The following is a 23,327-nucleotide window of genomic DNA, read 5'->3' on the forward strand; positions in this document are numbered from 1 at the left end:
CTGAGGCATTTGGGCGACCAGGCCGGTGCATCGGTCGGGCGCCAAGCTCGTCACCGCTCTCCAACCTCATCGTCCGCGATTTTGCGAAGAAGATACAGCAGCGCAATTCTCTCCGCCGGATTGAGGGGAGAGACGGTTTTTTCGCTGATGAGATATGCACGCGGGTACATGTCCTGAAGGAGCGCCTCTCCCTTGGGCAGGAGAGAAATCACGACCTTGCGGGCGTCGGCTTTGTCTTTGGACAAATCGATCAATCCACGTGCTTTCAGACGCTCGACGATGCCGCGGATGGTCGCCTGATCGACCGAGGTGGCCTTCACCAATTCGACCTGCGAGCTCGGGCCGAGATCGTGTAGCGCGCAGAGCGTGACGAACTGGATGGATGTCAGGTCTGGGTCACTGGCGTTGGCCTGGAAGATCGAGAGATGCCGCTGATAGGCTTTGCGCAGCAAGTGGCCCACTTGCTCGGTAACATCATAGACGGTTTCAGACACCGCGGCTTCGCGTGGGCGTTCGGTGTCTTTGACAGTCATGTTAGCGGGTCCATCGGTTGCGGCGTCGAGTGCGTCCATGCAGGAAACACCACAGCATGTTTCACCGGTCAAGGCATACGAGGCTCGAGCTGCTTGGCGTGTTTTCACGCCAAGCAGGTGGGTTGTGATCAGGATTTGACGGTGTGTTTCATTTCCTTGACGGCGATATCGCCGTTCAGGACCATCGGCTCATCGTCGAGAAAGAGCGAGCAATTACGCATCGGGATATCGAGATGGCAGGCCGTGTCGTTCGGGCCGCCCAGTTCATTGTTCGGGCCGGTCGAGAACATGACATTGCCGTAGAACGAGCGGGCTTCCATGCCCATGCCACCCGGAAATTCGCCGGGCACCATGCGATGCCACTTGGCGTTCTGATTAAGACCCCAGCCGACATGGCTCATGCCCATGCCACGCGGATCGTTGAAACCGTCCATGTAGGATTTGACCAGTTCGGCGTCGAGGCCGCCGCGAATGTCGGTGATCCAACCGTTTTCAATGGTGTAGTAGATCGGATCGCGCACGTAAATGTTCTGCGGCAGCAGAATATCGCCCGGAGCAACGACGATCGTACCGTCGACGCCGTCATCGTCACCACCGGTGAAGACAAAACCGGATGGCCAATGATCCCAGCGGCCCGGCTCGTCGGTGCACGCATATTCCGTGACGGCCGGATAGGTGTTGAGTTTGTAGGTGACATCCGTGCCATGGTCCGAGGTGATCCGCATCACCTTCGCCTTGGAGAGCAGGTCTCCGGCAAATTCCACGCGCTCGCGTAGTTCCTTTGTCGGCAACATGCGGGCAAGAATTTCCGGCGGTTCGACGGCGGTCAGGATGCGCGTTCCGGCCGCCTGGATGGCCATCTGTTCCGGGCTGAACAGCAGGAAGATGCAATCGATCAGCATGTCGGCGGCCTTCAGGGCCTCGACCGCGTCAGGCATGGCCGCAAGGCCCGTCTGGCCGACGGCCCATGCACCCGCCGGTGGCACCGGCGGCAAACGCATGTGATACATCTTGGCCCCAAGACGCATGCCCGCCGCCATGAAGGCGTCGGCATAATCGAGGCGCTCGTTGCCCTGGGTCAGGACGATGAGTTTTTCGCCCTCGTGGACGCCCGACATCTTCAACTGATGCAGGCAGATTTCGGTGAAGCTGAATTGATCCATGCTCGTTCCCCTATCTTACGTGAAGGCTTGGCTGTTTTTGCAAAGTTACGGACAGTCGGACTTGATCTTGGCGATTTCGGCGATGGCATCCTCCCTCGAAACGACATCGCCATACTTGCTGTCGATATCGAAGAGGTTGGCATTGTGCGGATCGGGGTGCCGGTCGCCGACGCAATCGCGCACGACGATGGTCCGGAACCCGTGCTGGACGGCATCCACCGCACTTGCGCGAATGCAGCCGCTTGTCGAGCATCCGGCAAGAATGACGGTATCGATACCCTGGGTGTGAAGCAGAGAGGCAAGGCTGGTGCCGAAAAAGGCGCTGGCATATTGCTTGACGATGACCAGCTCGCCCTTTTCCGGCTCGACACCATCGCAGAATTCGGCCAGCACGTTGCCCTCGACCATGGCCTTCATGACCGGAGCCTTCTTCACCCACATGCCGCCATCGGCGCAGTTCTCGGCGAGATAGAGAATGCGGGTGTGGATGACGGGAATGCCTGCGGCGCGCGCCACAGCCAGAAGTGCTGGTGTTTGTGCGACGGCATCGACGACACCCGGCGCATAGAGCGGCGCACCTTCCACCGTGTAGGCCTTCAGGAAGTCGATCACCAGAAGGGCCGGCCGCCGGCCGAAACCGATGCGGTTGCCCCAAACGCCCTGATAGTTGGTTTCAGCACTCTGCATGGGGCACTCCTTGTTTTCCTCCGCCGCAATGCGGCCGGAAACGACAAATTCAGGTTTAATAAGCGCCGGACAGGAGCGCGCCGGCACCCGGCACGACGGCTTCCAGTCCCAGTGATTTCAGCATGCAATAGGTGGTCGCCACGGCGGCGGTGAGCACCGGTTTGCCGGTCATGGCCTCGACCTTGGCGATGACGGGCAGCGACGGCATCTGCACGCAGGCCGAAAGCACGATGACATCGACATCGGAAAGATCGAGCGTCTGGACGATGGCCGGCAGGTTTTCCGGATCGTGGCGGGCAACATCCAGATTGTCGGGAATTTCAAGCGCCCGCCAATCCATCACTTCGAAGCCTTCCTCGCGAATATAGTTCACGACGAGTTCGGTCAGCGGCTTCATATAGGGCGCGACGACGGCGATCTTCTTCGCCTTCATCACCTTCAGGCCCTCGATCAGGGCGCCGGCGCTGGTGACGACCGGGATGTTCGTGTCGTTTTCCTGCGTGCGGCCGGTCAGTCGCTTTTCCGACTGGCGATGGTAGCCGAGGCCCATCGCCATGATGGCGACGAGGCAGGCATATCCCAACACGTCGACGCGGGCATCGGACAGTTCGATGGCGCACCGATCGGATTCGGCGTCCATGGCGGCCAGTTCTTCCTTGACCACCTTCTTCATGCGCATGCGGCTGGAATGGAAGGTGAAGCGCTCCGGGCGGATCAGCTGGCGAGCCATCAGCATCGCCGGAATTTCCGTCTCCATCGTCGTGTTGGAACTTGGCACGATCTGGCCGATAAGATAGGGTTTCTGCACGGACGGCTCCTTTGATGAGTGAGCGGGCGCACGTTGGGCGCTCTCGCTGCGGCAATAAAAAATGGCGGGCCAAAGACCCGCCATTGGCGTTTATCGAGAGAGGAAATCTCCAAGCGCCTCGAAGAAGCCGTCGAGATCGTCCCAAGGGATCATGTGGCCGGCATTCGGGACGCGGCTGATCTCGATAGCGGGATTGAGCCCACGGATTTCCGCTTCATCTTCCGGCGCAATCACCCCGCCACGTCCCGCGACCATCAACATCGACGGCTGCTTCAGTGTGGCGAAATCCGGGAAGATGTCGTCCTTGTGGAAGTCCTCGAAGGCGGTGACGATGGCAGGCTCGAAGCAGGTGTGCAGCCATTCGGCGCGCAACTGCAGCTGGCTTTCCGTCCATGTCGGGCAAAACGCCTTCATGCCCTCGGCATCGATGCCTGCCAGCGCGAGGCGAATGCTATCGACATACCAGGGCAGCTTGCTCGGATAAGGCCGGCGGCCCGGCCCGGAGACTGGGGGATCGATAAGGGCGAGGCGGGAGAACTCGCCCCCGGTATTTGCCGCCCGCATGGCGATGCGCGCACCCATCGAATGGCCAAGCAGCGCAGGAGCGCCAACACCGAGCGCCTGGGCAAGGCCGATGACGTCGGCGGCCATGGCATCGAGACCGTAGTCGAGATCCGGACCGGTCGAGGAGAGGCCGCGGCCCCTGACATCGAGAACGTAGACGTCATGGCGTTCGGCAAGGCGTTCGGCAACGAAGCCCCAGGTGATCGCCGGGCTGGTGATGCCGGGAGTGAGGATGACCGGCCGACCCTTGCCGCCATAGCGGAGGTAATGCTGGCGAATGCCGTTGGCAGAGACATTCGCGCCGTAGAGAAGGGCCGCGCTCATGCGACGCTCTTGTCGAGGATAGGCTCGGCATAGACGTCGTAGCCGTAGACCCATGAAGGATCTTCCTGCGTCTGCAGGAACGTATTGGCGTTGGACACGGTCTGAACCTGCGTCGCGCGATCGCGTCGGCTGGCCTCATAGAGGCGGAAGGCGGTCGCGTAATCCTGCGATCCGGTTTCCTCCAGGCATCGTGCCAGCATGGCCGCATCCTCGATCGCCATGGCGGCACCCTGAGCCATATGCGGCTTCATCGGGTGGCAGGCATCGCCGAGCAGGACCATGCGGCCCTGGCTCCAGAGCGGTAGCGGGTTACGGTTGAACAGCGGCCACTTGGTGACGTCGTCGGTGGCTTCGATCAGCGCCTGGATGACCGGATGGTATCCGGCAAAGGCTTCCGACATTTCTTCGCGGCTGCTCTGCACGAAAGCGCCGTCGAATTCCCAGGCGGGGTGCGGGACGCCGGTCACGTAGTAATATTCGTCGCGGCGGCTGGTGGTGTAATAGACCATCATGTGGCGATCCGGCCCCCACCACTTGACGCAATCCTCGAAGGTCAGGTCGAACTTCTTCAGCTTTTCCGCCGAGATCATCGCGCGATGACCGACCCAGCCGCTATAGTGCGGCTTTTCGGCGCCCAGCAATGTCTCGCGGACGCGCGAATTGATGCCGTCGGCACCGATCACGATCGTGGCACGCGCCGAGGTGCCGTCCTGGAATTCGAGGTAGACATTCGAGCCATTGTCTTCGAGACGGGTCAATCGCTTGTTGAACTGGACGGTGCCGGGAGTCATGGTGTCCATCTGCAAGGCAGAGAGATCGCCGCGATGGACGGTACAATAGGTCGCTCCATAACCTTCGAGCGGAATGCGGGAGAGATAGTCTCCCGTCAGGCCATCCCGGCTGAACCAATAGGCCGGCGTGCTGCTGATATCGATCAGCTTCTGGTCCATGCCGATGCGCTGGAAGATCTTCAGGACATTCGGTCCCATGTGGATGCCGGCGCCGAGGCGGGAAAAGCTCGGGGCCTGTTCAAAGATCTGGACGTTGAAGCCGGCATGCTGGAGCAGCGCCCCCGCTGCCGCGCCGCCGAGACCGGCACCGATGATCGCGATTTTCTCATTTCCCGTGGACATGGCGACCCCTTTTTTCCGTTTTTCAACGTATCGCTCTGGCGATAGGCGAATTGGCTTACTTATAGCGTATACGCTTTAAAATGTAACAGCGAGACAAGCATTCGTGGCCGGCTGGCCTAGATGGATACCCCAGCGTAACGCGTTTTTCCACGTTTGCAACAACGAAATTCGACTTGCCAGCTCTCCATATGAAGCGTATACGCTATTTATATAAAAATGAGGGGCAGTAGATGCGTGATGTCGGTGACAGTCGCATCGTTATGATGCGCACGCGCCGCCAAGGCGCCCGCCGTATAGCGATCCGTCCAGTAGCAAAAGGCTTGGCTATTTGCGCGATGCTGGAGGAGTTCCCGTGAAGCCTCCCGTTTCCGTTTCACTGAATGTCAACGACGCTCTTTGGCGCGTTAGCGCGAAACCGGAAACACCGCTTCTTTACATCTTGCGTAACGACCTGTGCCTGAATGGACCGAAATATGGCTGTGGCCTGGGCGAATGCGGCGCCTGCGCGGTTCTGGTTGACGGCCGTCCGGTGCGGTCTTGTACTGTGCCGCTTGGCGCGATCGGCAAACGACGCGTGATCACGCTCGAGGGGCTGGCGGTGGATGGGCTTCTGCACCCGGTACAGCAGGCTTTCATCGAAGAGGCGGCGGCGCAATGCGGGTATTGCCTCAACGGCATGATCATCGCCACGGTTGGACTGCTTCAGCGAAATACGGATCCCGACGAGAGCGATATTCGCGATGCTCTGCGGCACCATCTCTGCCGGTGCGGAACGCATGTTGAGATACTGGCCGCTGTGCGGCGCGCCGTAACCCTTACCAAAGCCGGCCGGCCAGTCGATTCGATGACCAACGACATGACGGAGGTTTCGCGATGAACCACCGCGAAGCACCCAAGTCCGCCTACATGGCAGCCGCGAGCACGCTTCTGATTGTCAATGACGCGTCGATGGGCGACGCCGCCGAGCTTTATATCGCTGTCGGGGCTGATAGCCGGGTGACAGCGTTCAACGGCCACGTCGATCTCGGGACAGGCATCCGCACGTCGCTGGCGCAAATCGTCGCCGAAGAGCTCAGCGTGCCGTTCGAACAGGTGGACATGGTGCTCGGCACGACGACCGCCGCGCCCAACCAGGGGGCGACCATTGCCAGCGAAACCATCCAGATCACCGCGATACCGCTGCGCCAGGCCGCCGCCACCGCCCGCCACCATCTGCTCGTCAAGGCCGCCGAGAAGGTCGGCGTGCCGATTGAGCGGCTGCGGCTGGAGGACGGCATCATCCGTGCCGACGGCGGCGAGAACTGGCAGCTGAACTTCGGCGATGTTGTCGTCGGCAGCCATGTCAGGCTGTCGATCGAAAGCAATGCGGCGCTGAAGCCGGCGTCGGACTATAAACTGGTTGGCTCGTCGCGCCCGCGCGTCGATATTCCCGAGAAGGCAACCGGGCGCTGGACCTATGTCCACGATGTGCGCGTGCCTGGCATGCTGCATGGCCGCGTTATTCGCCCGCCATATGCCGGATTCGATCACGGTGAGCATGTCGGAAACAGCCTGATCTCGATCGACGAGACCTCGGTCGCGCATATCGACGGGCTGGTCGGCGTCGTCGCCATCGGTGATTTCGTCGGTGTTGTCGCGACCCGCGAGGAAATCGCCATCGAGGCGTCCGGGAGCCTGAAGGTCGTGTGGCGCGCGCCGCCCGAGTGGCCGGATCTGAACATGCCGGAGAAGGCGCTGCGTGCCAATCCGTCGACGCCACGCAAGCTTGCCGATCGCGGCAATGTCGACATGGCATTGGCCGGCAGCGCCCAGCCGATGAACCGCACCTATGTCTGGCCTTACCAGATGCACGGCTCGATCGGGCCGTCCTGCGCGGTGGCCGATTACAATGACGCCGGGCTGACCGTCTGGTCGGGAACCCAGAACCCTTATCCCATGCGCCGCGATCTGGCGCTGCTGCTCGACATGCCGGAAGAGCAGATTAGAGTCGAGCGGCTGGAGGCGGCCGGCTGTTACGGCCGCAACTGCGCCGATGACGTAACAGCCGATGCGGCGCTGCTGTCGCGGGCCGTTAAGGCACCCGTCCGGGTCCAGCTGACGCGCGACCAGGAACATGCCTGGGAGCCGAAGGGCGCCGCCCAGATCATGGATGTGCGCGGCGGTCTCGACCTGGAGGGCGGTCCGTCCGCCTATGATTTCGAAACGCGCTATCCCTCCAATCTGGCGCCAACCCTTCCCCTGATCCTCACCGGCAAGCTGCCGCCCGTTTCCGACGTCGTGCAGATGGGCGATCGTACCGCCATCCCACCCTATGCCTACGGCAACCTGCGCGTAACCGTGCACGACATGCCGCCGATCGCGCGCGCCTCCTGGTTCCGTGGCGTGTCGGCGATGCCGAATACATTCGCCCACGAATGCTACGTCGACGAGCTGGCCGCCGCCGCCGGCGTCGATCCGGTCGAGTACCGGCTCCGTTATCTCCACGACCCACGCGCCGTCGACCTGGTGCACGCGCTTGCCGAACGGGCGAAGTGGGTGCCGCATACGACGTGGGGCACGCTCGGCGGCGAAGGCGATCTGCTCTACGGCCGTGGATTTGCCTATGCCGTCTACGTCCACGGGCCGTTTCCGGGCAAGGCCGCCGCCTGGGCTGCATGGGTTGCCGATGTCGCCGTCAACAAGAAGACCGGCGAGATCGCGGTTACCAAGGTGACATGCGCGCAGGACTCGGGAATGATGATCAATCCCGACGGTGTGCGCCACCAGATCCACGGCAACATCATTCAGTCCACCAGCCGGGTGCTGAAGGAAAAGGTCGAATTTTCCTCGACTGCGGTGCAGTCGAAGGAATGGGGCGGCTATCCGCTGATTACCTTCCCCGAGGTACCTGATATCGACGTGCTGATGGTGCCGCGGCAGGACGAGCCGCCGCTCGGCGTCGGAGAGTCCGCCTCCGTTCCCAGCGCCTCGGCCATCGCCAATGCCGTCTACGATGCCACCGGCATTCGTTTCCGCGAACTGCCGCTGACGCCGGAACTGGTCCTTGCCGCGCTGAACGGCAAGACGGACGAAACGCCGGCCACCCCGGTCGCAAAAAAGCAGAGGTGGTGGAACGTCGGCCTGTCGGCGATCGGTGCCGTCGCCGCTCTGTCCGGTATCGTGACCATGGCATCGCCATGGCGCCCGGCGATCGGCACCATCCAGAAGCCGGACGCCAATGTCTACAGCGCCGCCACCATCGAGCGCGGCCGGCTGGCGGCGGCGGCCGGCGCCTGCAATGTCTGCCATGTCGGAAACGACGGAACACCCTTTGCCGGTGGCCGGCGCTTCGACACGCCATTTGGCGCAGTTTATGCCACCAACATTACGCCCGATGTCCAAAGCGGCATCGGCGCCTGGTCCTACCCGGCCTTCGAACGTGCCATGCGCGAGGGCATCAGCCGCGACGGCCATCACCTCTATCCCGCGCACCCCTACACCTCATTCGCCGGCGCCGAGGATGCCGATCTTCAGGCGCTCTACGCCTACATGATGACGCAGGCGCCGGGCGCCGAAAAGGCGCCTGAGACGAAGCTCAAATTCCCCTACAGCATCCGCGCGATGATGGCGGGCTGGAACGCGCTGTTCCTGAAGGCGCAGCCGTTCAAATATGTCGAGACCCGCGATGCGCAGTGGAACAGGGGGGCCTATCTCGTCGAGACCTTGGGCCACTGCTCGGCCTGCCACACGGACCGAAATGCGCTCGGCGCGGAAAAGAGCGGCAGCGCCCGGCTTTCCGGCGGCTTTGCCGATGGCTGGGAGGCGCCGGCCCTGAATGCGTTCGCCAACGGCCCGGTCGGCTGGACGGCAGACGCCTTCTATGACTACCTGCGCACCGGACATTCGCGCGATCACGGCAGTGCCGCTGGCCCGATGGCGCATGTCGTCGAGGTCATGCAGCCGCTGCCGGACAGCGATATCCGCGCCATGGCCACATATCTCTCAAGCCTCAACGGGGGCCTGGCCGATAGCAAGGCGCAGAGCGAGGCGGCCATTGCCGCGAGTGAAGCGGCCAAGGCTTCCGCCGCGCGCATATCGCCGAAGGGCGAGCGGCTGTTTAGTGGCGCCTGCGCCACATGCCACACTGGAAACACGATCCTGTCGTCGCTGGCGCTCAACAGCAACCTTCATGCGGCGACCCCTGACAATCTTATCCAGGCAATACTGAACGGTGTCGAGGCGCCGGCAATCCTGGCGCAGACGACCGGCCGCCAAGCCCCGGAGGTGATGTCGATGCCGGCTTTCCGCCAGACGCTGAACGACGGCCAGATCAAGGATCTCGCTGATTATCTGAGAGCGCGCTTCGCCCCCGACAAGCCGGCCTGGACGGAAACGACCAAAGCCATGCAACGCGTGACGGCAGCAAGCCACTAGGGAGAGACGAGTTGGAGCAGATCCGAACCGGACAGGATATCGGCGGCCGCGACTTGTTCGAGAACCCGACAGCCGCGTTTCGCCCGTCGGCCTATTGGTTCTGGCATTTGATTCCGACAGAGGATGTTTGCCACGCGCAGCTCGCCGATTTCAAACAGAAGGGGATCGGCACGATCCTGATCCAGGCCCGTCTCGCAATGTCGCGCGATGACTACCTGTCGCCGGCCTATCTGGACGCCTATCGTGTTGCGGCTGAGATTGCCGGCAAGCTGGGCCTGAAGCTCGGAATCTACGACGATTACAACTGGATCAGCGGTCACGCCGGCGGCCGGACGGTCGTGGACCGCGACGACCTGCGCGAGCGCCACCTGTTCTGGTCGTCCTCGGGAGGGGCGCAGGGCGAGATCAGCGGCGTCCATCCGCCGTTCACCCGCAAGATGGGCGCCGATATCGTCGCGTGGCAGTATGAGGGCAGCATCGTCGAGTGGTGCCAGTGGACCGTCGAGGCAGCGCTGCTGCATCCGTCGGTCGGCATCGACAGCCTCGACCAGGTGGTCGACGTCACGGCGCGGACATTCGTCGTCGAAAGCGACCGAACGTCGTGCACCTACCTGTTCGACGGTGTACCCGCCGAGGGGCAGATGCTCACGGTGTTCGTCAGCGCCCGGTCGACGACCTCGCGGCTGATCAATTATCTCCTGCCAGAGGCAGCGGAGCGGTTCATCGAGGTCGGGCTCGACCCGTTGGTCGAGGTGCTCGGTGATCTCGTGCCAGACCCCGTCGGCTTCGTGTTCTACGACCAGCCGGCGGCGGGTTTCTACAAATGGGACCAATTATCAGGTCACCTCGGCAACAGCCTGCTCTTTGCGCCAACCCTGCCGGACGCCGTGTCGCGCGGCACAGGCGAGACCTTCGCCAGGGGCCTGCTGGCTCTAGTGCGTGACGTCGGGCCTGAAACCCTGCGGCTGCGTGCGCAATTCTACGCCGCATATTCGGCGCTGATGAACGAGGCCTTTTCCGGCACGTTGCGCCGATGGGCCGAGGGCAGGGGGATTGTCCTCACCGGGCACGAGATCCTGCCGCATATCAGTTCGTGGTCGCTGAACGGCGGTTTTACCAGCATCGACCCCAGGGTGGCGCTTGCCGTGGATTTCTTCGGCATCGATGCCTACCGGCACGAGACGGTGGTCGATTCCAACAATTTCGTGGCGCAGCTGGCGCCGAAGCTCGGCGATTCCGTTGCCCGTTCGAATGGTCGCAGCCGATGCGTCGTCGAAACCTATGCCAGCGCCGAGCGAACGCCCGTGCGTGCCGCCGGGCAATGGGAACTGACGCTGGAGACGATGCGGGCGCAGGCCATCCGGCTTCACTGCCTCGGGACCCGGCAATTCCTCTGGCACGGCGTCTACCAGACGGACGGGCGCGACAACGATCCGACGCCGTTTTCCAATCCACGTTTCGATTTCGGGCCAGGCATCAATTTCGAGCCATGGTGGAGCTACCACGATCTGTTTGCCGAGGAGACGGCACGGATTTCCGCCTTCATAGAGCCGGCCACGCCCCACACCCCAGTGGCGATCCTTTATCCGCTTCAGACCGCCTTCGCGGAGGGGCCGCGCCACAGCCACGCCACCCATATCGGCGCATGGTGTGAAGGGCTTCTGGCCAGGCGCTCCGACTTCATGTTCGTCAGCGAGGCCGACGTGGCGAAGGCGAGGACCGAGGGCGGCCGCATGCTGGTCTGCGGGCTTGCTTTCGATGCGGTGATCCTGCCATCGGTGACTGTGCTGGAGACAGGGGAAACGCTGCGGGCGCTGGAGGCGTTCCGCGCCGCCGGCGGCGTGGTCTGGTCCTCCGGCGATCGCCTATCGACCGTCTGCGATGCGGCCGATCGCGTGAATGAGGTGGCGTCCACGCATATCGACCGGATGCCGGGCGGCAGCGATATCGACGCGCTGCTGGCGCGGGTTGCGCCGTCTGGCCCTGTCATCACCGGCCAATCCGCCGACAGGCCGTGGCAATGGGTCGGATACGATGCCGATGGCTGGTGGCGGATCGTTCTCTTCAACGATGGGGCAACGCCGCTGGAAAACGAAATTTCCTTCGGTGACGGATTTGACTGCGAAGTGTGGTCCGCCACGACGGGCACGGTGACGGGGGCCGTTGTCTTCAGCCACCTGGCGGTCACGCTCGACCCGCAGGAAGCGCGCTGCATCCGCCTGCGTCAGACGGCGCAGCAGGGCGCGGGAAAGGGCCGTCTCATGACCCGGCCGCCACTTGACGCCGCGCGCGCCGTCCCGCTTGTCGATGGTTGGCGTTTCGCGCCGGGAGCCGATGCGACATTCGTGCCGATCTCGGTCGAGACCGGATGGGAGACGCAGGGATTTGCCGATTTCTCCGGGACCGGTATCTACCGGCTGGCGCTGGAGATCGGCGACGAGGCCGACTGGTTTTTAGAGTTGCCTGAGGTCGCAACCGTGGTCACCGCCCGCCTCGATGGCCGGCAGATCGACCGGCGCGGCTGGCGGCCCTATCGTTTCGCGCTGGGGCGGTTGCGGCCCGGCGTCCATTCGCTGGAGCTGCGCGTCGCCAACACGGCGGCAAACCGCTACTACACCAACACGCCATATCTCGGGGACGCCGCCGACAAGGGCGGCCTGTCCGCCGCACCGAAACTCATCCCGTTGAGACACTGACTGGAAGTTACTGAGCCATGCCACAACATTCGACGATCCCCCTGATGCGTGCCTGGAATAGCTGGTCCAACCGGCCGGCCGAAATGGTCTTCCTGCCGCTCGGCGTGCGGATCACACCGGTTCTCTATTCGACCCGAAGCAAGACGACCTCCGCGATCGAGCCGCGACGCGATATGGTTCGCCTCGGCCGTCACACCATCGACGGCTCGCTGATCGAGCTGGAGACCGAGCTCAGCGGCACGACGATCGCCTTTTCTACGACGAAGACAGACCCCTTCGCCATCCGCGGCAGTTGGAACGGCAAGGTATCGGCCGAGTGGGGACTGCGATTCTGGCTGACGCTGGCAATCTCCTCAGATGGCGGCGAGGTGGTGGTCCATGACGCGGGCCGCAATATTACGCTGCTGAAGGTCGGAACGCGCTTCGTGGCGGTCGCGACCGCCGAGGCGCCGGTGCACGTCACCGGTCATGAGACGATCGAGGCGCTACGGGCCGACTTCGAGGAAAACGGCTATTTTTATACCGCCACCCGCAGGAGCGAAGCGCCGTTGATTGCCCTGCGTTTCAATCTCGAGATGATGCGCCAGGGCGCCTATGCCGCAGGCGTCGCCGACAGTGCCGAACTGGCGATCGCCAAGGCGCAGGCATGCCTTGCCGCCGACGCGCCGGCTGAGATCGCCGATGCGCAGACCGGCGTGTTCGAGGGCGCACTCGACGCGATGCGCGACGTCGTCGCCTGGAACACCATCTGGGACGAAACCAACGCGCGTTCCTACACGGCGGTCACCCGGATCTGGAACCTCGGGAAATTCGCCGTCTGGTTCAACGACCAGATTTTCGCTGCCCTTCTTGCGGGCGTGTTCGACGCCGATCTGGCGCGCGAGAACATGGCGACCGCGATGGCCGGCGCGACCCCGCAGGGCAATATCGCCTGCATCGTCACCTCCAACGATGCCTGGGTCGATCGCACCCAGCTGCCGTTCGGCGCGTTGGTCGTCTGGCAGCTCTACCAGCGGACGGGCGAGCGGTCGATGATCCAGTCAAGTTACGAGGCGCTGGTGCGCAATCGGCGCTGGTGGCAGGACAACCGCGATCCGGACGGTTTCGGCCTGCTGTCCTGCGGCACCTCCGACGTGGGCGAGGGCCTCTACAAGGGGACGGCCTTTGCCGCGCGCAACGAGACCGGAATGGACAATTCCGCGACCCATGACGAGGCGATCTACGATCCCGTCACCCGGACGCTGTCGACCTTCGATCTCGGCCTTAACTGCGCGGCCGCTCTCGATGCCGAGATGCTTTCGAAAATGGCCGCCGTGCTCGGCAAGCATGACGATGCCCGCGAATTCGCCGCTCTGGCCGAGCGTCAGCGGACGCTGATCTCGCAGACGCTCTGGGACGAGAGCCGCGGCATCTTCGCCAATCGCCAGCGGCGCGGCGGTTTCGTGCGCTCGCTGTCGCCGACCAGCTTCTACCCGCTGCTGTGCGGCGCCGCGACGCCGGCGCAGGCGGAGCGTCTGCTCGAGCATCTGAGCGACGACACGACCTTCGGCGGTGATTTCGTGCTGCCGAACGCAACGCGAGACGATCCGGCCTTCGCCGACAACGTATACTGGCGCGGCCGCATCTGGCCGAACGTCAACTACATGGTCTGGCTCGGCCTGCGGCGCTACGGCTTCGTGGCGGCGGCGAGCAAGCTGGCAAGCCAGAGCTACGACCTGTTCATGAAGAATTGGCGCGAGCATCGTATCGCATCCGAAAACTACAATGCCGTCACCGGCGAGGCGATGGACCAGGGCGATACCGATCCATTCTACATCTGGGCCGCCATGCTACCGCTGATGGCTGCCAGTGAGATCGTTGACTTCGATCCGTGGACCGGATGGACGATGCGCCATGCGGGCCGGGATGTGGTGCTCGGACCTATGGTCTCGCCGTCGGGAACGCTCGAGCTGGTCGTCAAGTCCGGAACCCTGGTGATGACATTGAACGGGCGCGCAGCACTGAAGACAGATCTGCACACTACGCTGTCGCGCATCGTCTTCGCCAACGGGCGGGTGGCCTGCACGATTGCTCCGGTCTCCGAGGCAGGTTTCATCGAGTTGCCAGGCTTGGCATTGGGCGATGTTCTTGCCGCCCGTATCAACGGGCAGGACATCAACTATGTGTCGGGCGGCGACGGAATACGCGTCATGATTGCTGACCACGCGGAGGATCGCCGGCTCGACGTCTATTTTTCATCGTCAAGCGCTCACTAAAGCAAGGCAGTGCTTGACAGGTCTCGATTCCTCATCGATAGTTTGTGTACATATAAAATAAAAGACTGATGCTAAAGTCAGAGGGTTGAACGAACAGCTTGCAGGAGATCCGTGGATTCATGCCGGCCGCTCAATGAAGTGATGTGCTTTTCTTACAAAGTGGTGTGCCGCTGCGTCGCAGCGCGCGCTTCATTTCGCCGAGATGTCAGCGCCCCACGGACAATGCCCATCTGCTTTTAGTGTGTATACAAATGATTAAGCGCGCTTTGGCACGTTGTTTGTTTTCAAGCTAGCCGATCCGTTGAGGTCGATGACCGCGGGTCATGATGGTCCATAACTGTGTATCTTCAAGAGGGGTGCCACAATGACTGAACTCACCAGACGCAACACAATGAAGTTGATGTCCGCAGCACTGATTGCTGGCGTCAGCATCTCCACCATGCCGCGCAAAGCCTTTTCGGCCGGATCCATCACGGTCCTCAACTGGCAGGGCTACGGCACCGACGAAGCTTGGTCGCTGAAGGCTTTCACCGAAAAGACGGGCATCACAGTCGTCCATGACTACTACAGCTCGGAATCGGAAATGCTGACCAAGATGCGCACGAATCCGGGCGCCTACGATCTTGTTATCCTCAACGCTGCGCGTTGCGCCCAGGCGGTTGCCGAAGACCTGCTGCAGCCGATCGATTTCAGCAAGGTTCCAAACGCGTCAACAGTCGACGAGACCCTGCGCGCCAACCCGAACTTCAGCAAGGACGGCAAGGGTTATGCCGTTCCGTGGGTCTGGGGCATGACCTCGCTTGCCATCCGTGAAGGCATGACCGTTCCCGACAGTTACGCGGTGCTCGCCGACCCGGCCTATAAGGGCCGTGTTGCCATGGACGACGACGCCATCATCAATGTCGGCGTTGGCGCGCTGATGAGCGGGCAGGACATCAACGATCCCAAGGATCTGGCTGCTGTTAAGGCCGCGCTGAAATCGATCAAGCCGAACGTCAGGTTGCTGTGGTCGACTGAAGATCAGTGGAACAAGTCGTTCGCCGCCAAGGAATTCGACCTGTCGCTGTTCTGGTCGGGCGGCTCGGTGCGATCCAAGCGCGTTTCTAAACTTCCGGTTCAGTTCGTAGTGCCTAAGGAAGGCGGCGTCGGTTGGGTCGATGGTCTCGGTGTTCCGACATCGGCTCCGAATCCAGAAGGTGCTCTTGCATTCGTCAACTGGATGATCGATCCGACATTCTATGTCGAATGGGCAACCAAGATTGGGGCCCCCGCTTCTTCAAATTCGGCAGCCCTTTCAGCACTTCCTGCTGACGATCTCACCCGCCTGGTACACAAGACCGAATATTTGAAGACGACGTCCTTTGTATCGGGCATTCCCGATGACCGGCGCGAAGCCTTCAACAATATCTGGCAGGAAGTGAAAGCCTTCTATGCAGAATGATCGTCTGGCATCAGCGTCAGAGCGCGGACCTTCGGGTCCGCGCAGCCGGCGCCCACTCCCGCCATGGGTTTCGACGACGGCGCTGCTGCTGCCGACCTATGGGTGGCTGACACTTGCCGTCTTTCTGCCGCTGCTGACCATGTTCGTGTTCAGCTTCATGTCGGCGACACCGATGGGCAAGGCCCCGATCGTCTTTACGCTGAAGCAGTACCGCGCGTTCATCGATCAACCCTATCTGGTCGGGATCGGCATCACGTCGCTGCTGATCGGCTTCTGGACGACGCTGTTCTGCGCGGTGCTTGGTTTCCTGGCGGCCGTGGCACTGGTCCGCTCGACCTTCGGCAAGACGCGCGAGATGTTGTTGATCCTCATTCTCCTGCCATTCTGGACCAACGGTCTTGTGCGCGTCTTTTCGTGGACCATGGTGCTGCGCGAAAACGGCTTTCTCGACAGTCTGCTGCATATGATTGCTCCGGACGCGGGTTCCATCGGCTTTCTCTACACGCGCTATGCCGTGGTGGTTGGTCTTGTTCACGGCTACCTGCCGTACATGATCCTGACCTGCTACATAGCGCTGGTGGCCATCGACGACGCGATCATTGAGGCTGCTTCAAGTCTCGGCGCGCGCTGGTGGACCATCCTGTTCAAGATTTTGGTGCCGCTTGCGGCTCCCGGGCTGATCTCCGGCGCCGTTTTGATCTTCATTCCGGTCATCGGTTCATTCATGGAACCGCGCATTCTGGGCGGTCGTGTCGGCGTGACCATGGGAACGGTGATCGAGGATCAGTTCACCCAGGCCTTCAACTGGCCTTTGGGCGCATCGTTGTCCTTTACGCTGCTGGCTGTCGTGCTCGCAATTTTCGCAACCTTCTCCGGTGTCCTGCGCCGCGGAACGGTCGCTTGAGGAAGGGATCATGAAAACGCTCGGTCCAATCTATCTCATCGCCATCCTCATCTTCCTCTACACGCCCATTCTCGTGATGATGGCGATGGGGTTCAACGCTTCGCCACTTTACGAACTGCCATTCCATTTCTCGCTGCAATGGTACAACGCGCTCTGGGACAACAGCATCCTTCTGACGGCGGGCCTGAACAGCCTGGTGATCGCCAGTATCACCGCGGTTCTGGCGACGGCTTTGGGTACCATGGCGTCCGTTGCGCTGTCGCGCCGGACCTTTCGCGGCAGAAGTCTCCTGCAACTGATGCTGCTGCCGCCGATTGCCATTCCCTGGCTGATCACCGGCACGGCCATGCTGATCTTCTTTTATTGGACCGGTATCGGGCGCGGCATGCACGCCCTGTTGATCGGCCACGTGGCGCTCGCCATCCCCTACGTTGTTCTGGTCGTTGGCACGGGCTTCAAGACAATCCGAGCCGACCTTGAAGAAGCCGCGATGAGCCTTGGTTCGACACCGGTTCACGCCTTCTTCTCGGTGACGCTACCGCTGCTTTATCCGAGCATCCTTGGCGCCGCGCTCTTCGCCTTCGCCGTGTCGCTCGACCAGTTCGTGATTTCCTACTTCCTCGCAACGCCCGGATACACCACCCTGCCGGTGCAGATCTACTCCTCGATCCGCAAGGGCTTCACCCCTGAAATCAACGCGATCTCCACCGTGCTTCTGCTCGGCTCGATGACGATCATCCTGATTTTTGCGCGCTTCGCCAAGCCCGGAGACACAAGTGACAAACGTTAAAGTCAATTCCGTCGCCAAGACCTATGGCACGACGCCGGTCCTGTCCGATATCACCACCGAGTTCCCCGAAGGCTCTTTCACCAGCCTTCTCGGCCCATCCGGCTCCGGCAAGACCACTCTCCTGCGCATCATCGCGGGCTTTATCAAGCCGGATCAGGGCGCTGTCACGATCGGCAATAACGATGTCACCCACATCCCGGTCTGGGGCCGCAACATCGGCATGATGTTCCAGTCTTACGCATTGTTCCCGCACATGACGATCGCGCAGAACGTCGCCTTCGGTCTCGAGCGCCGGGGCATCAAGGGCGCCGCCGCCCGCAAGGAAGTCGATCGTGCTCTCGAAATGGTTCGTCTTCCCGGCTTCGGCGACCGCACGCCGAAGCAGTTGTCCGGCGGCCAGCAACAGCGCGTCGCACTGGCCCGCGCCATCGTCATCAAGCCGAGCGTGCTGCTCCTCGACGAGCCGTTGTCGGCGCTCGATCGACGCCTGCGCCAGGAAATGCAGGTCGAGCTTTTGCGCATACAGCGTGAGAGTGGCCTGACCACCATCTTCGTGACGCATGACCAGGAAGAGGCGCTGACGCTGTCCGATAAAGTAGCGATCCTCGACAAGGGCCGCATCGTCCAGATTGGCGAGCCGGAAACCGTCTATGAGCGACCGCTGACGCGCTTTGCCGCCGAATTCCTCGGCGACTCCAACTTCCTCACAGGCACCGTGGAGAACGGCGCTGTGCGTCTCGCCGATGGGACGGTAGTTCAGACCACCGCCACGTTGCCCGCAAGCGGTTCGAACGTCACGCTCGCCGTGCGCCCGGAGAAGATGTCGATCGCATCGGGTCCGACGGACGGCAACGGCCTGACGGCACGCATTACCACCGTCATCTACGCAGGTCCCGTGCTGTCCTATCTGCTGGAAACCGCAGACGGTCTGCCGCTGAAGCTGTTTGCACAGAACCGCGATGGCAAAGTCCTGAGTGATGGCGACACCATCACCCTGACCTGGGCCGCGGAACACACCGTGCCCGTGGCCGACTGATGATGGCACCCGCGCCACTCTCCAGGAATGCGTTGCATGTCGTCATCGACATGCAACGCCTCTTCGCTGAGCAAACGGCGTGGTATACGCCAGCGATTGAAGGCATCCTTGCCAAGGTGGTGGCGCTCAGCAAAGCGCGGCCCGCTGAGACTGTCTTTGCTCGCTTCATGGTGCCCCAAAGTGCCGAAGATGCTACGGGTCGCTGGAAGACCTACTATCGTCGCTGGCCATCGGTGACGCTGGATGAACTCGATATCGCCATGCTGGATCTGGTGGCGCCGCTTACAGCGATTGCCGATCCAGGCTCCATCGTCGACAAGGAGACCTACTCGGTCTTTGGCTCGCCCGGGTTTACTGCGCGTTTGCAAGGATCGGCAACGGACACGCTGATTTTCTCTGGCGTCGAGACCGACGTCTGCGTCTACGCCAGCGTTCTTGATGCGGTCGACGCCGGCTACCGGGTCATTCTGGCCAAGGATGCGGTGGCAAGCGGCGACATGAAGGCACATGCCATGATCATCGAGATCCTGGCGCCAAGGCTTTCGGAGCAGATTGAAATTCTAACGACAGAAGCCATTCTGAATTTATGGCGAGAGTGAATACGGCAGCGCCATGCCGGTCATCACGAGGAACAGGCAGATTTGAGAGATCCGATGGACGTTCCGTTCAAAGAAAAAGACGGTCGACAAAAGACCGCAGCGACCGAAGGGCCCGGCCAGCAGGCCCAGTATACACTTGGCGAGCAGATCGGCTTCTATCTTCGCCAGGCCAACCAGCGGCACGTGGCGATCTTTGCGAGCCTGATGGCGGAGAAGCTGACCACCACCCAATGGGCGGCGCTCGTCAGGCTGAAGGACCTGCAGCCCTGTTCGCAGGGCAATCTCGGCCGCGAGACCGCCATGGATATGGCGACCATCAAGGGCGTTGTCGATCGACTGGTGAAGCGTGGCCTGGTTCACACCGCCCCCGACGCGACCGACGCGCGTCGGCTGGTGCTGACGCTGACGCCGGAAGGCGAGGCGACAGTGGCCCGCAACCTGTCGGTCGCGCTGCAGATCTCGCAGGAAACGCTGAGCACGCTGACGATTGCCGAGCGGATGATGCTGATGGAACTCCTTCAGAAGATCTGTTGACGCACGCCTGATCCCTTAGAGGAGACCATTCATGTTCCAGCCGAGCGACGCCGAAATTCGAGCCCTTGTCGATCAGATGACGCTGGCCGAAAAGGTCGATCTGTTGAGCGGGCGTGGCCTGTGGAAGACGGCATCGATCGAAAGGCTCGGTGTTCCTTCGATCGTCATGACCGATGGGGCCTACGGAGTGCGCTACTCGACCACCCAGATCGACGCTGGCGATAACGACGAAGACAGTCTGCGGGCGTTCCTCGATCTCGTCGGGCAACACGGCGACGAATCGGGCGGCATGTTCGGTGCCACCCGTCCAGCCACATGCTTTCCCAACGGCAATCTGCTCGGCTGTTCCTGGGATATCGATCTTGCCTATCGCATGGGCGCTGCGCTGGCCGCCGAGTGCCAGGATTTCGGGGTTCATCTGCTTTTAGGCCCCGGCATCAACATAAGGCGCACGCCACTGGCTGGGCGGGCCTACGAGTATTATTCCGAGGATCCTGTTATCAGCGGCGACATGGCGGCGGCCGTCATCTGCGGATTGCAGAATAACGGCGTCGGCGCCTCGCTCAAGCACTTCGCCTGCAATAATTCCGAAATCGAGCGAACCACGACCAGTTCCGATGTCGATGAGCGCACCCTGCGCGAAATATACTTGGCAGGCTTCGAGCGGGCCATCGAAAAGAGCGCGCCGTGGACCGTGATGAGCGCTTATAATCCGCTGAACGGCATCCAGGCCGCCGAACATCATTGGCTGTTGCGAACCGTGCTGCGCGATGAATGGGGCTATGACGGGCTTGTCCTGTCAGACTGGCACGCGATCAAGGATCGTGCCGCAGCACTCGATGCCGGCACCGAACTCGACATGCCGGAAAGCAAGCCCCGAAAGGCGCGTCTCCATGCGGCGATCAACGCCGGCGACGTGGCGCCCGAGGTGATCGATGCGGCTTGCGCTAAAGTTCTGGCGTTCGTGCGCAAATGCAAGTCGAGCGAGCGGCGCGGCACGCCGGCGGATTTCGAGGCGCATCATACGCTGGCGCGCGACATCGCGGCGGAATCGATCGTGCTGCTGCGCAATGAGGGCCAGGCGCTGCCGCTCGATCCCGGCCGGCCGGGTGAGCTTCTCATTGTCGGCGACGGCGCCGTCACTCCTGTTATCCAAGGCTCCGGCTCGGCCACCACCAATCCCTATCGCGTCGACAGTCCGTTCGTTCAGATTGCCGCGCGGGCAGGAGACAGCCTGAAGGTCCGGCATCTGCCCTTCTCGCCGGTCGCGCAGCCCGACGTAACGGCGTCGATCGAGGCGATCGTCGAAGCCGCGGAGCGTGCCGATGTCGTTGTCGTGTTTGCGGAAAACGAGAAGAGCCGGCACGGCGAGGGCAACGACCGCGACACACTGAAACTCGCCGCCAGCCACGATGCACTCATCACGGCGTTGGCGGCGACAGGTCGCAAGCTCGTCGTCGTGCTCTCGATGCCAGACACGGTCGAGATGCCATGGATCGGGGATGTCGACGCCGTGCTGGCCAGCTTCTATGCCGGGCAGGGCGGTGGCGAAGCACTGGCCCGCATCCTGTTTGGCGAGCAGAACCCGTGCGGCAAGCTCTCCGCCAGCATGCCGGTTCGCATGCGGGATATTCCGGGCTGGCACACCTATCCGGGCGAGCATGGCCGGCATGTCTATAGCGAGGGCATTTTCGTCGGTTACCGGTTCTACGATCTGAAGGCGATGACGCCAGCCTTTCCGTTCGGACATGGGCTCAGCTACACCACGTTCGCCTATGAGGATCTCAGGCTCGATACGCAGGCGATCACGCCCGGCGCCGGCTGCACCGCCGCCCTTACCATACGCAACACAGGTACGGTTGCCGGCAAGGAAATCGTGCAACTCTATGTCCGGCCGATTAAGCCGGGTCTCAAACGACCAGTCCGTGAGCTTAAGGCCTTCACCAAGCTTCATCTGGCGCCAGGAGAAGCGAAGAGGGTAACGCTTGGGCTGTCGCTGCGAGACTTCCAGTATTTCGACACGTCGCGTTCGGCTTGGGTTCTCGATGCCGAGGCTTTTGTAATCGAAGCGGCTGCATCCTCCAGAGACATCCGCTTGTCGATCACCTTGCCATGCAGGTCGGAGGCTCCGGCCCTGCCGACGATTTCGGCCAACTCTCCGACAGCGCTTGTATTTGCCCACCCGAACACCGAGCCCGCTCTCGTTCGTTTCTTCGTCAGCAGGCTTTCGATCTCCGCCGCCGACGCCATGGCCCTTCTTGCCAAGACAAAGGGCTCCTTTCTCGGCTTCTACGACACTTTGAGCTGGTATGTCGGAGACAGCGTCAAAGAGGCGGATATTGCCGAAGTCTTTTCAGAACTGAACCAACACTAGATTGAGGCCCGCAGGAATGACCATCCAGACGAACCTGACCGACCCGCTGCTGACGGCCGAGCTTTGGATGGAAGCGGGCCGAGCTGTTGCGATTGCGACGGTGATCGAGACGTGGGGTTCGGCGCCGCGTCCGGTTGGCAGTCATCTGGTGGTCGATGGTGATGGCAACTTCGAGGGTTCGGTTTCCGGTGGCTGCGTCGAGGGTGCGGTGATTGCCGCCGCTGCCGAGGTAATTGCCGCCGGCAAGGCGCAGATGCTGGAATTCGGCGTTGCGGACGAGACCGCCTGGCGCGCCGGGCTGTCGTGCGGCGGGCGCATCCGTGTCTTTGTCGAAAGGCTCGGCTGATGCTCCGCGACAGCCTGCAGCGTTTAAACGCCGCGCGCCGGAAACGTCTCGCCGTCGTGCTGCTGACAGATTTTCGGGGAAAAGAGCATATCTTCCTGGACGGGGATCCAGTCGAGCCGCCATTTGCCGCGCTCGTCGAAGGCGCCTTTCGGTCTGGCCGCTCGATGGCTTTCGAAACGATAGATGCCAGCGGCTTCCTCAATGTCTACATACCTGCCCCCCGCATCGCCGTCATCGGCGCCGTCCATATCAGCCAGTATCTGACGCCGATGGCAAGGTCGGCCGGCTTCGATGTGCGCATCATCGATCCGCGCACAGCCTTTGCGACGCGTGATCGCTTTCCCGATGTGCAGATATGCACCGATTGGCCCGTCGATGCATTGATGGCGGATCCACTCGACCGCTATACCGCCTTAGTCGCACTCACCCACGATCCCAAGATCGATGATTTTCCGCTAGCCGAGGCATTGCGCACCGGCTGCTTCTATATCGGCGCGCTCGGCAGCCGAAAGACCCACGCAGCGCGGACGGGCCGCCTTGCCGCATACGGCTTCGGTGCCGATGCGCTTTCAACGATCCACGCGCCGATCGGGCTCGACATCGGCGCATCCAATACAGCTGAGATCTCCGTAGCGATCCTTGCTCAGGTCATCAAAGCGCTTCGCACGAGCAGCCGCCAGACGATGCCTGCGTAGCGCCTACGGAGAGACTCACCCTTCAGGGATGA

General features: G+C 62.0%; 19 protein-coding genes. 13 read left to right on the forward strand and 6 right to left on the reverse strand.

The genetic code is table 11. The annotated features are described in order from the left end of the window. Nucleotides 1-50: 50 nt before the first annotated feature. From N2600_RS28000 to N2600_RS28025, 6 genes are all read right to left on the reverse strand, one after another. Entirely contained in the window at nucleotides 51-533 is a 483-nt protein-coding gene (locus N2600_RS28000) for a MarR family winged helix-turn-helix transcriptional regulator (protein ID WP_260299465.1), read from the reverse strand. 128 nt (nucleotides 534-661) lie between these two features. Beyond that, nucleotides 662-1,696 carry a hypothetical protein gene (locus N2600_RS28005; protein ID WP_012759952.1) on the reverse strand — a complete coding sequence of 345 codons (1,035 nt, stop codon included), beginning with the start codon at nucleotides 1,694-1,696 and terminating at the stop codon, nucleotides 662-664. Between the two features lie 45 nt (nucleotides 1,697-1,741). Next, nucleotides 1,742-2,383, reverse strand: coding sequence for an N-carbamoylsarcosine amidohydrolase (locus tag N2600_RS28010; protein WP_164023532.1), 642 nt, complete (start codon nucleotides 2,381-2,383; stop codon nucleotides 1,742-1,744). A gap of 55 nt (nucleotides 2,384-2,438) precedes the next feature. Then, nucleotides 2,439-3,191, reverse strand: coding sequence for a maleate cis-trans isomerase family protein (locus N2600_RS28015; RefSeq protein WP_311319304.1), 753 nt, complete (start codon nucleotides 3,189-3,191; stop codon nucleotides 2,439-2,441). Nucleotides 3,192-3,281: 90 nt separating this feature from the next. Then, the gene (locus tag N2600_RS28020) at nucleotides 3,282-4,079 is read right to left on the reverse strand and encodes an alpha/beta fold hydrolase (protein WP_222282138.1); all 798 of its coding nucleotides are present in this window, start codon (nucleotides 4,077-4,079) and stop codon (nucleotides 3,282-3,284) included. After that, complete coding sequence (locus N2600_RS28025; RefSeq protein ID WP_222282139.1) at nucleotides 4,076-5,212, reverse strand: FAD-dependent monooxygenase; 1,137 nt, start codon at nucleotides 5,210-5,212, stop codon at nucleotides 4,076-4,078. Before N2600_RS28025 ends, N2600_RS28020 begins: the two co-directional genes overlap by 4 nt. A 352-nt stretch (nucleotides 5,213-5,564) precedes the next feature. Here N2600_RS28025 and N2600_RS28030 point away from each other — a divergent pair, with 352 nt between their 5' ends. From N2600_RS28030 to N2600_RS28090, 13 genes are all read left to right on the forward strand, one after another. Beyond that, nucleotides 5,565-6,089: a (2Fe-2S)-binding protein gene (locus tag N2600_RS28030; protein ID WP_222282140.1), complete on the forward strand. Its 525-nt coding sequence runs from the start codon at nucleotides 5,565-5,567 to the stop codon at nucleotides 6,087-6,089. Beyond that, a complete protein-coding gene (locus N2600_RS28035) occupies nucleotides 6,086-9,625 on the forward strand; it encodes a molybdopterin cofactor-binding domain-containing protein (protein WP_222282141.1) in 3,540 nt (1,179 codons plus the stop codon). The genes N2600_RS28030 and N2600_RS28035 overlap by 4 nt, the downstream gene beginning before the upstream one ends. A gap of 11 nt (nucleotides 9,626-9,636) precedes the next feature. Further along, nucleotides 9,637-12,321 carry a carbohydrate-binding protein gene (locus N2600_RS28040; RefSeq protein WP_222282142.1) on the forward strand — a complete coding sequence of 895 codons (2,685 nt, stop codon included), beginning with the start codon at nucleotides 9,637-9,639 and terminating at the stop codon, nucleotides 12,319-12,321. Between the two features lie 17 nt (nucleotides 12,322-12,338). After that, the gene (locus tag N2600_RS28045; RefSeq protein WP_222282143.1) at nucleotides 12,339-14,576 is read left to right on the forward strand and encodes an MGH1-like glycoside hydrolase domain-containing protein; all 2,238 of its coding nucleotides are present in this window, start codon (nucleotides 12,339-12,341) and stop codon (nucleotides 14,574-14,576) included. A 364-nt stretch (nucleotides 14,577-14,940) separates the two neighbouring features. Then, complete coding sequence (locus N2600_RS28050; protein WP_222282144.1) at nucleotides 14,941-16,017, forward strand: ABC transporter substrate-binding protein; 1,077 nt, start codon at nucleotides 14,941-14,943, stop codon at nucleotides 16,015-16,017. Further along, the gene (locus tag N2600_RS28055; protein ID WP_222282145.1) at nucleotides 16,007-16,921 is read left to right on the forward strand and encodes an ABC transporter permease; all 915 of its coding nucleotides are present in this window, start codon (nucleotides 16,007-16,009) and stop codon (nucleotides 16,919-16,921) included. Before N2600_RS28050 ends, N2600_RS28055 begins: the two co-directional genes overlap by 11 nt. A 10-nt stretch (nucleotides 16,922-16,931) precedes the next feature. Continuing rightward, nucleotides 16,932-17,711: an ABC transporter permease gene (locus N2600_RS28060; RefSeq protein WP_170282501.1), complete on the forward strand. Its 780-nt coding sequence runs from the start codon at nucleotides 16,932-16,934 to the stop codon at nucleotides 17,709-17,711. Further along, the gene (locus tag N2600_RS28065) at nucleotides 17,698-18,747 is read left to right on the forward strand and encodes an ABC transporter ATP-binding protein (RefSeq protein WP_170282502.1); all 1,050 of its coding nucleotides are present in this window, start codon (nucleotides 17,698-17,700) and stop codon (nucleotides 18,745-18,747) included. Before N2600_RS28060 ends, N2600_RS28065 begins: the two co-directional genes overlap by 14 nt. After that, nucleotides 18,747-19,346, forward strand: coding sequence for a cysteine hydrolase family protein (locus tag N2600_RS28070; RefSeq protein ID WP_222282146.1), 600 nt, complete (start codon nucleotides 18,747-18,749; stop codon nucleotides 19,344-19,346). The genes N2600_RS28065 and N2600_RS28070 overlap by 1 nt, the downstream gene beginning before the upstream one ends. Before the next feature lie 54 nt (nucleotides 19,347-19,400). Continuing rightward, nucleotides 19,401-19,880, forward strand: coding sequence for a MarR family winged helix-turn-helix transcriptional regulator (locus N2600_RS28075; RefSeq protein WP_170282504.1), 480 nt, complete (start codon nucleotides 19,401-19,403; stop codon nucleotides 19,878-19,880). A 31-nt stretch (nucleotides 19,881-19,911) separates the two neighbouring features. Beyond that, nucleotides 19,912-22,254 carry a beta-glucosidase family protein gene (locus N2600_RS28080; RefSeq protein ID WP_222282147.1) on the forward strand — a complete coding sequence of 781 codons (2,343 nt, stop codon included), beginning with the start codon at nucleotides 19,912-19,914 and terminating at the stop codon, nucleotides 22,252-22,254. A gap of 16 nt (nucleotides 22,255-22,270) precedes the next feature. After that, entirely contained in the window at nucleotides 22,271-22,600 is a 330-nt protein-coding gene (locus N2600_RS28085) for an XdhC family protein (RefSeq protein ID WP_170282506.1), read from the forward strand. Next, nucleotides 22,600-23,295 carry an XdhC family protein gene (locus tag N2600_RS28090; protein ID WP_260298999.1) on the forward strand — a complete coding sequence of 232 codons (696 nt, stop codon included), beginning with the start codon at nucleotides 22,600-22,602 and terminating at the stop codon, nucleotides 23,293-23,295. Before N2600_RS28085 ends, N2600_RS28090 begins: the two co-directional genes overlap by 1 nt. Nucleotides 23,296-23,327 lie beyond the last annotated feature (32 nt).

It is taken from the genome of Rhizobium sp. WSM1274 (genome assembly GCF_025200775.1).
Classification (GTDB): domain Bacteria; phylum Pseudomonadota; class Alphaproteobacteria; order Rhizobiales; family Rhizobiaceae; genus Rhizobium; species Rhizobium leguminosarum_I.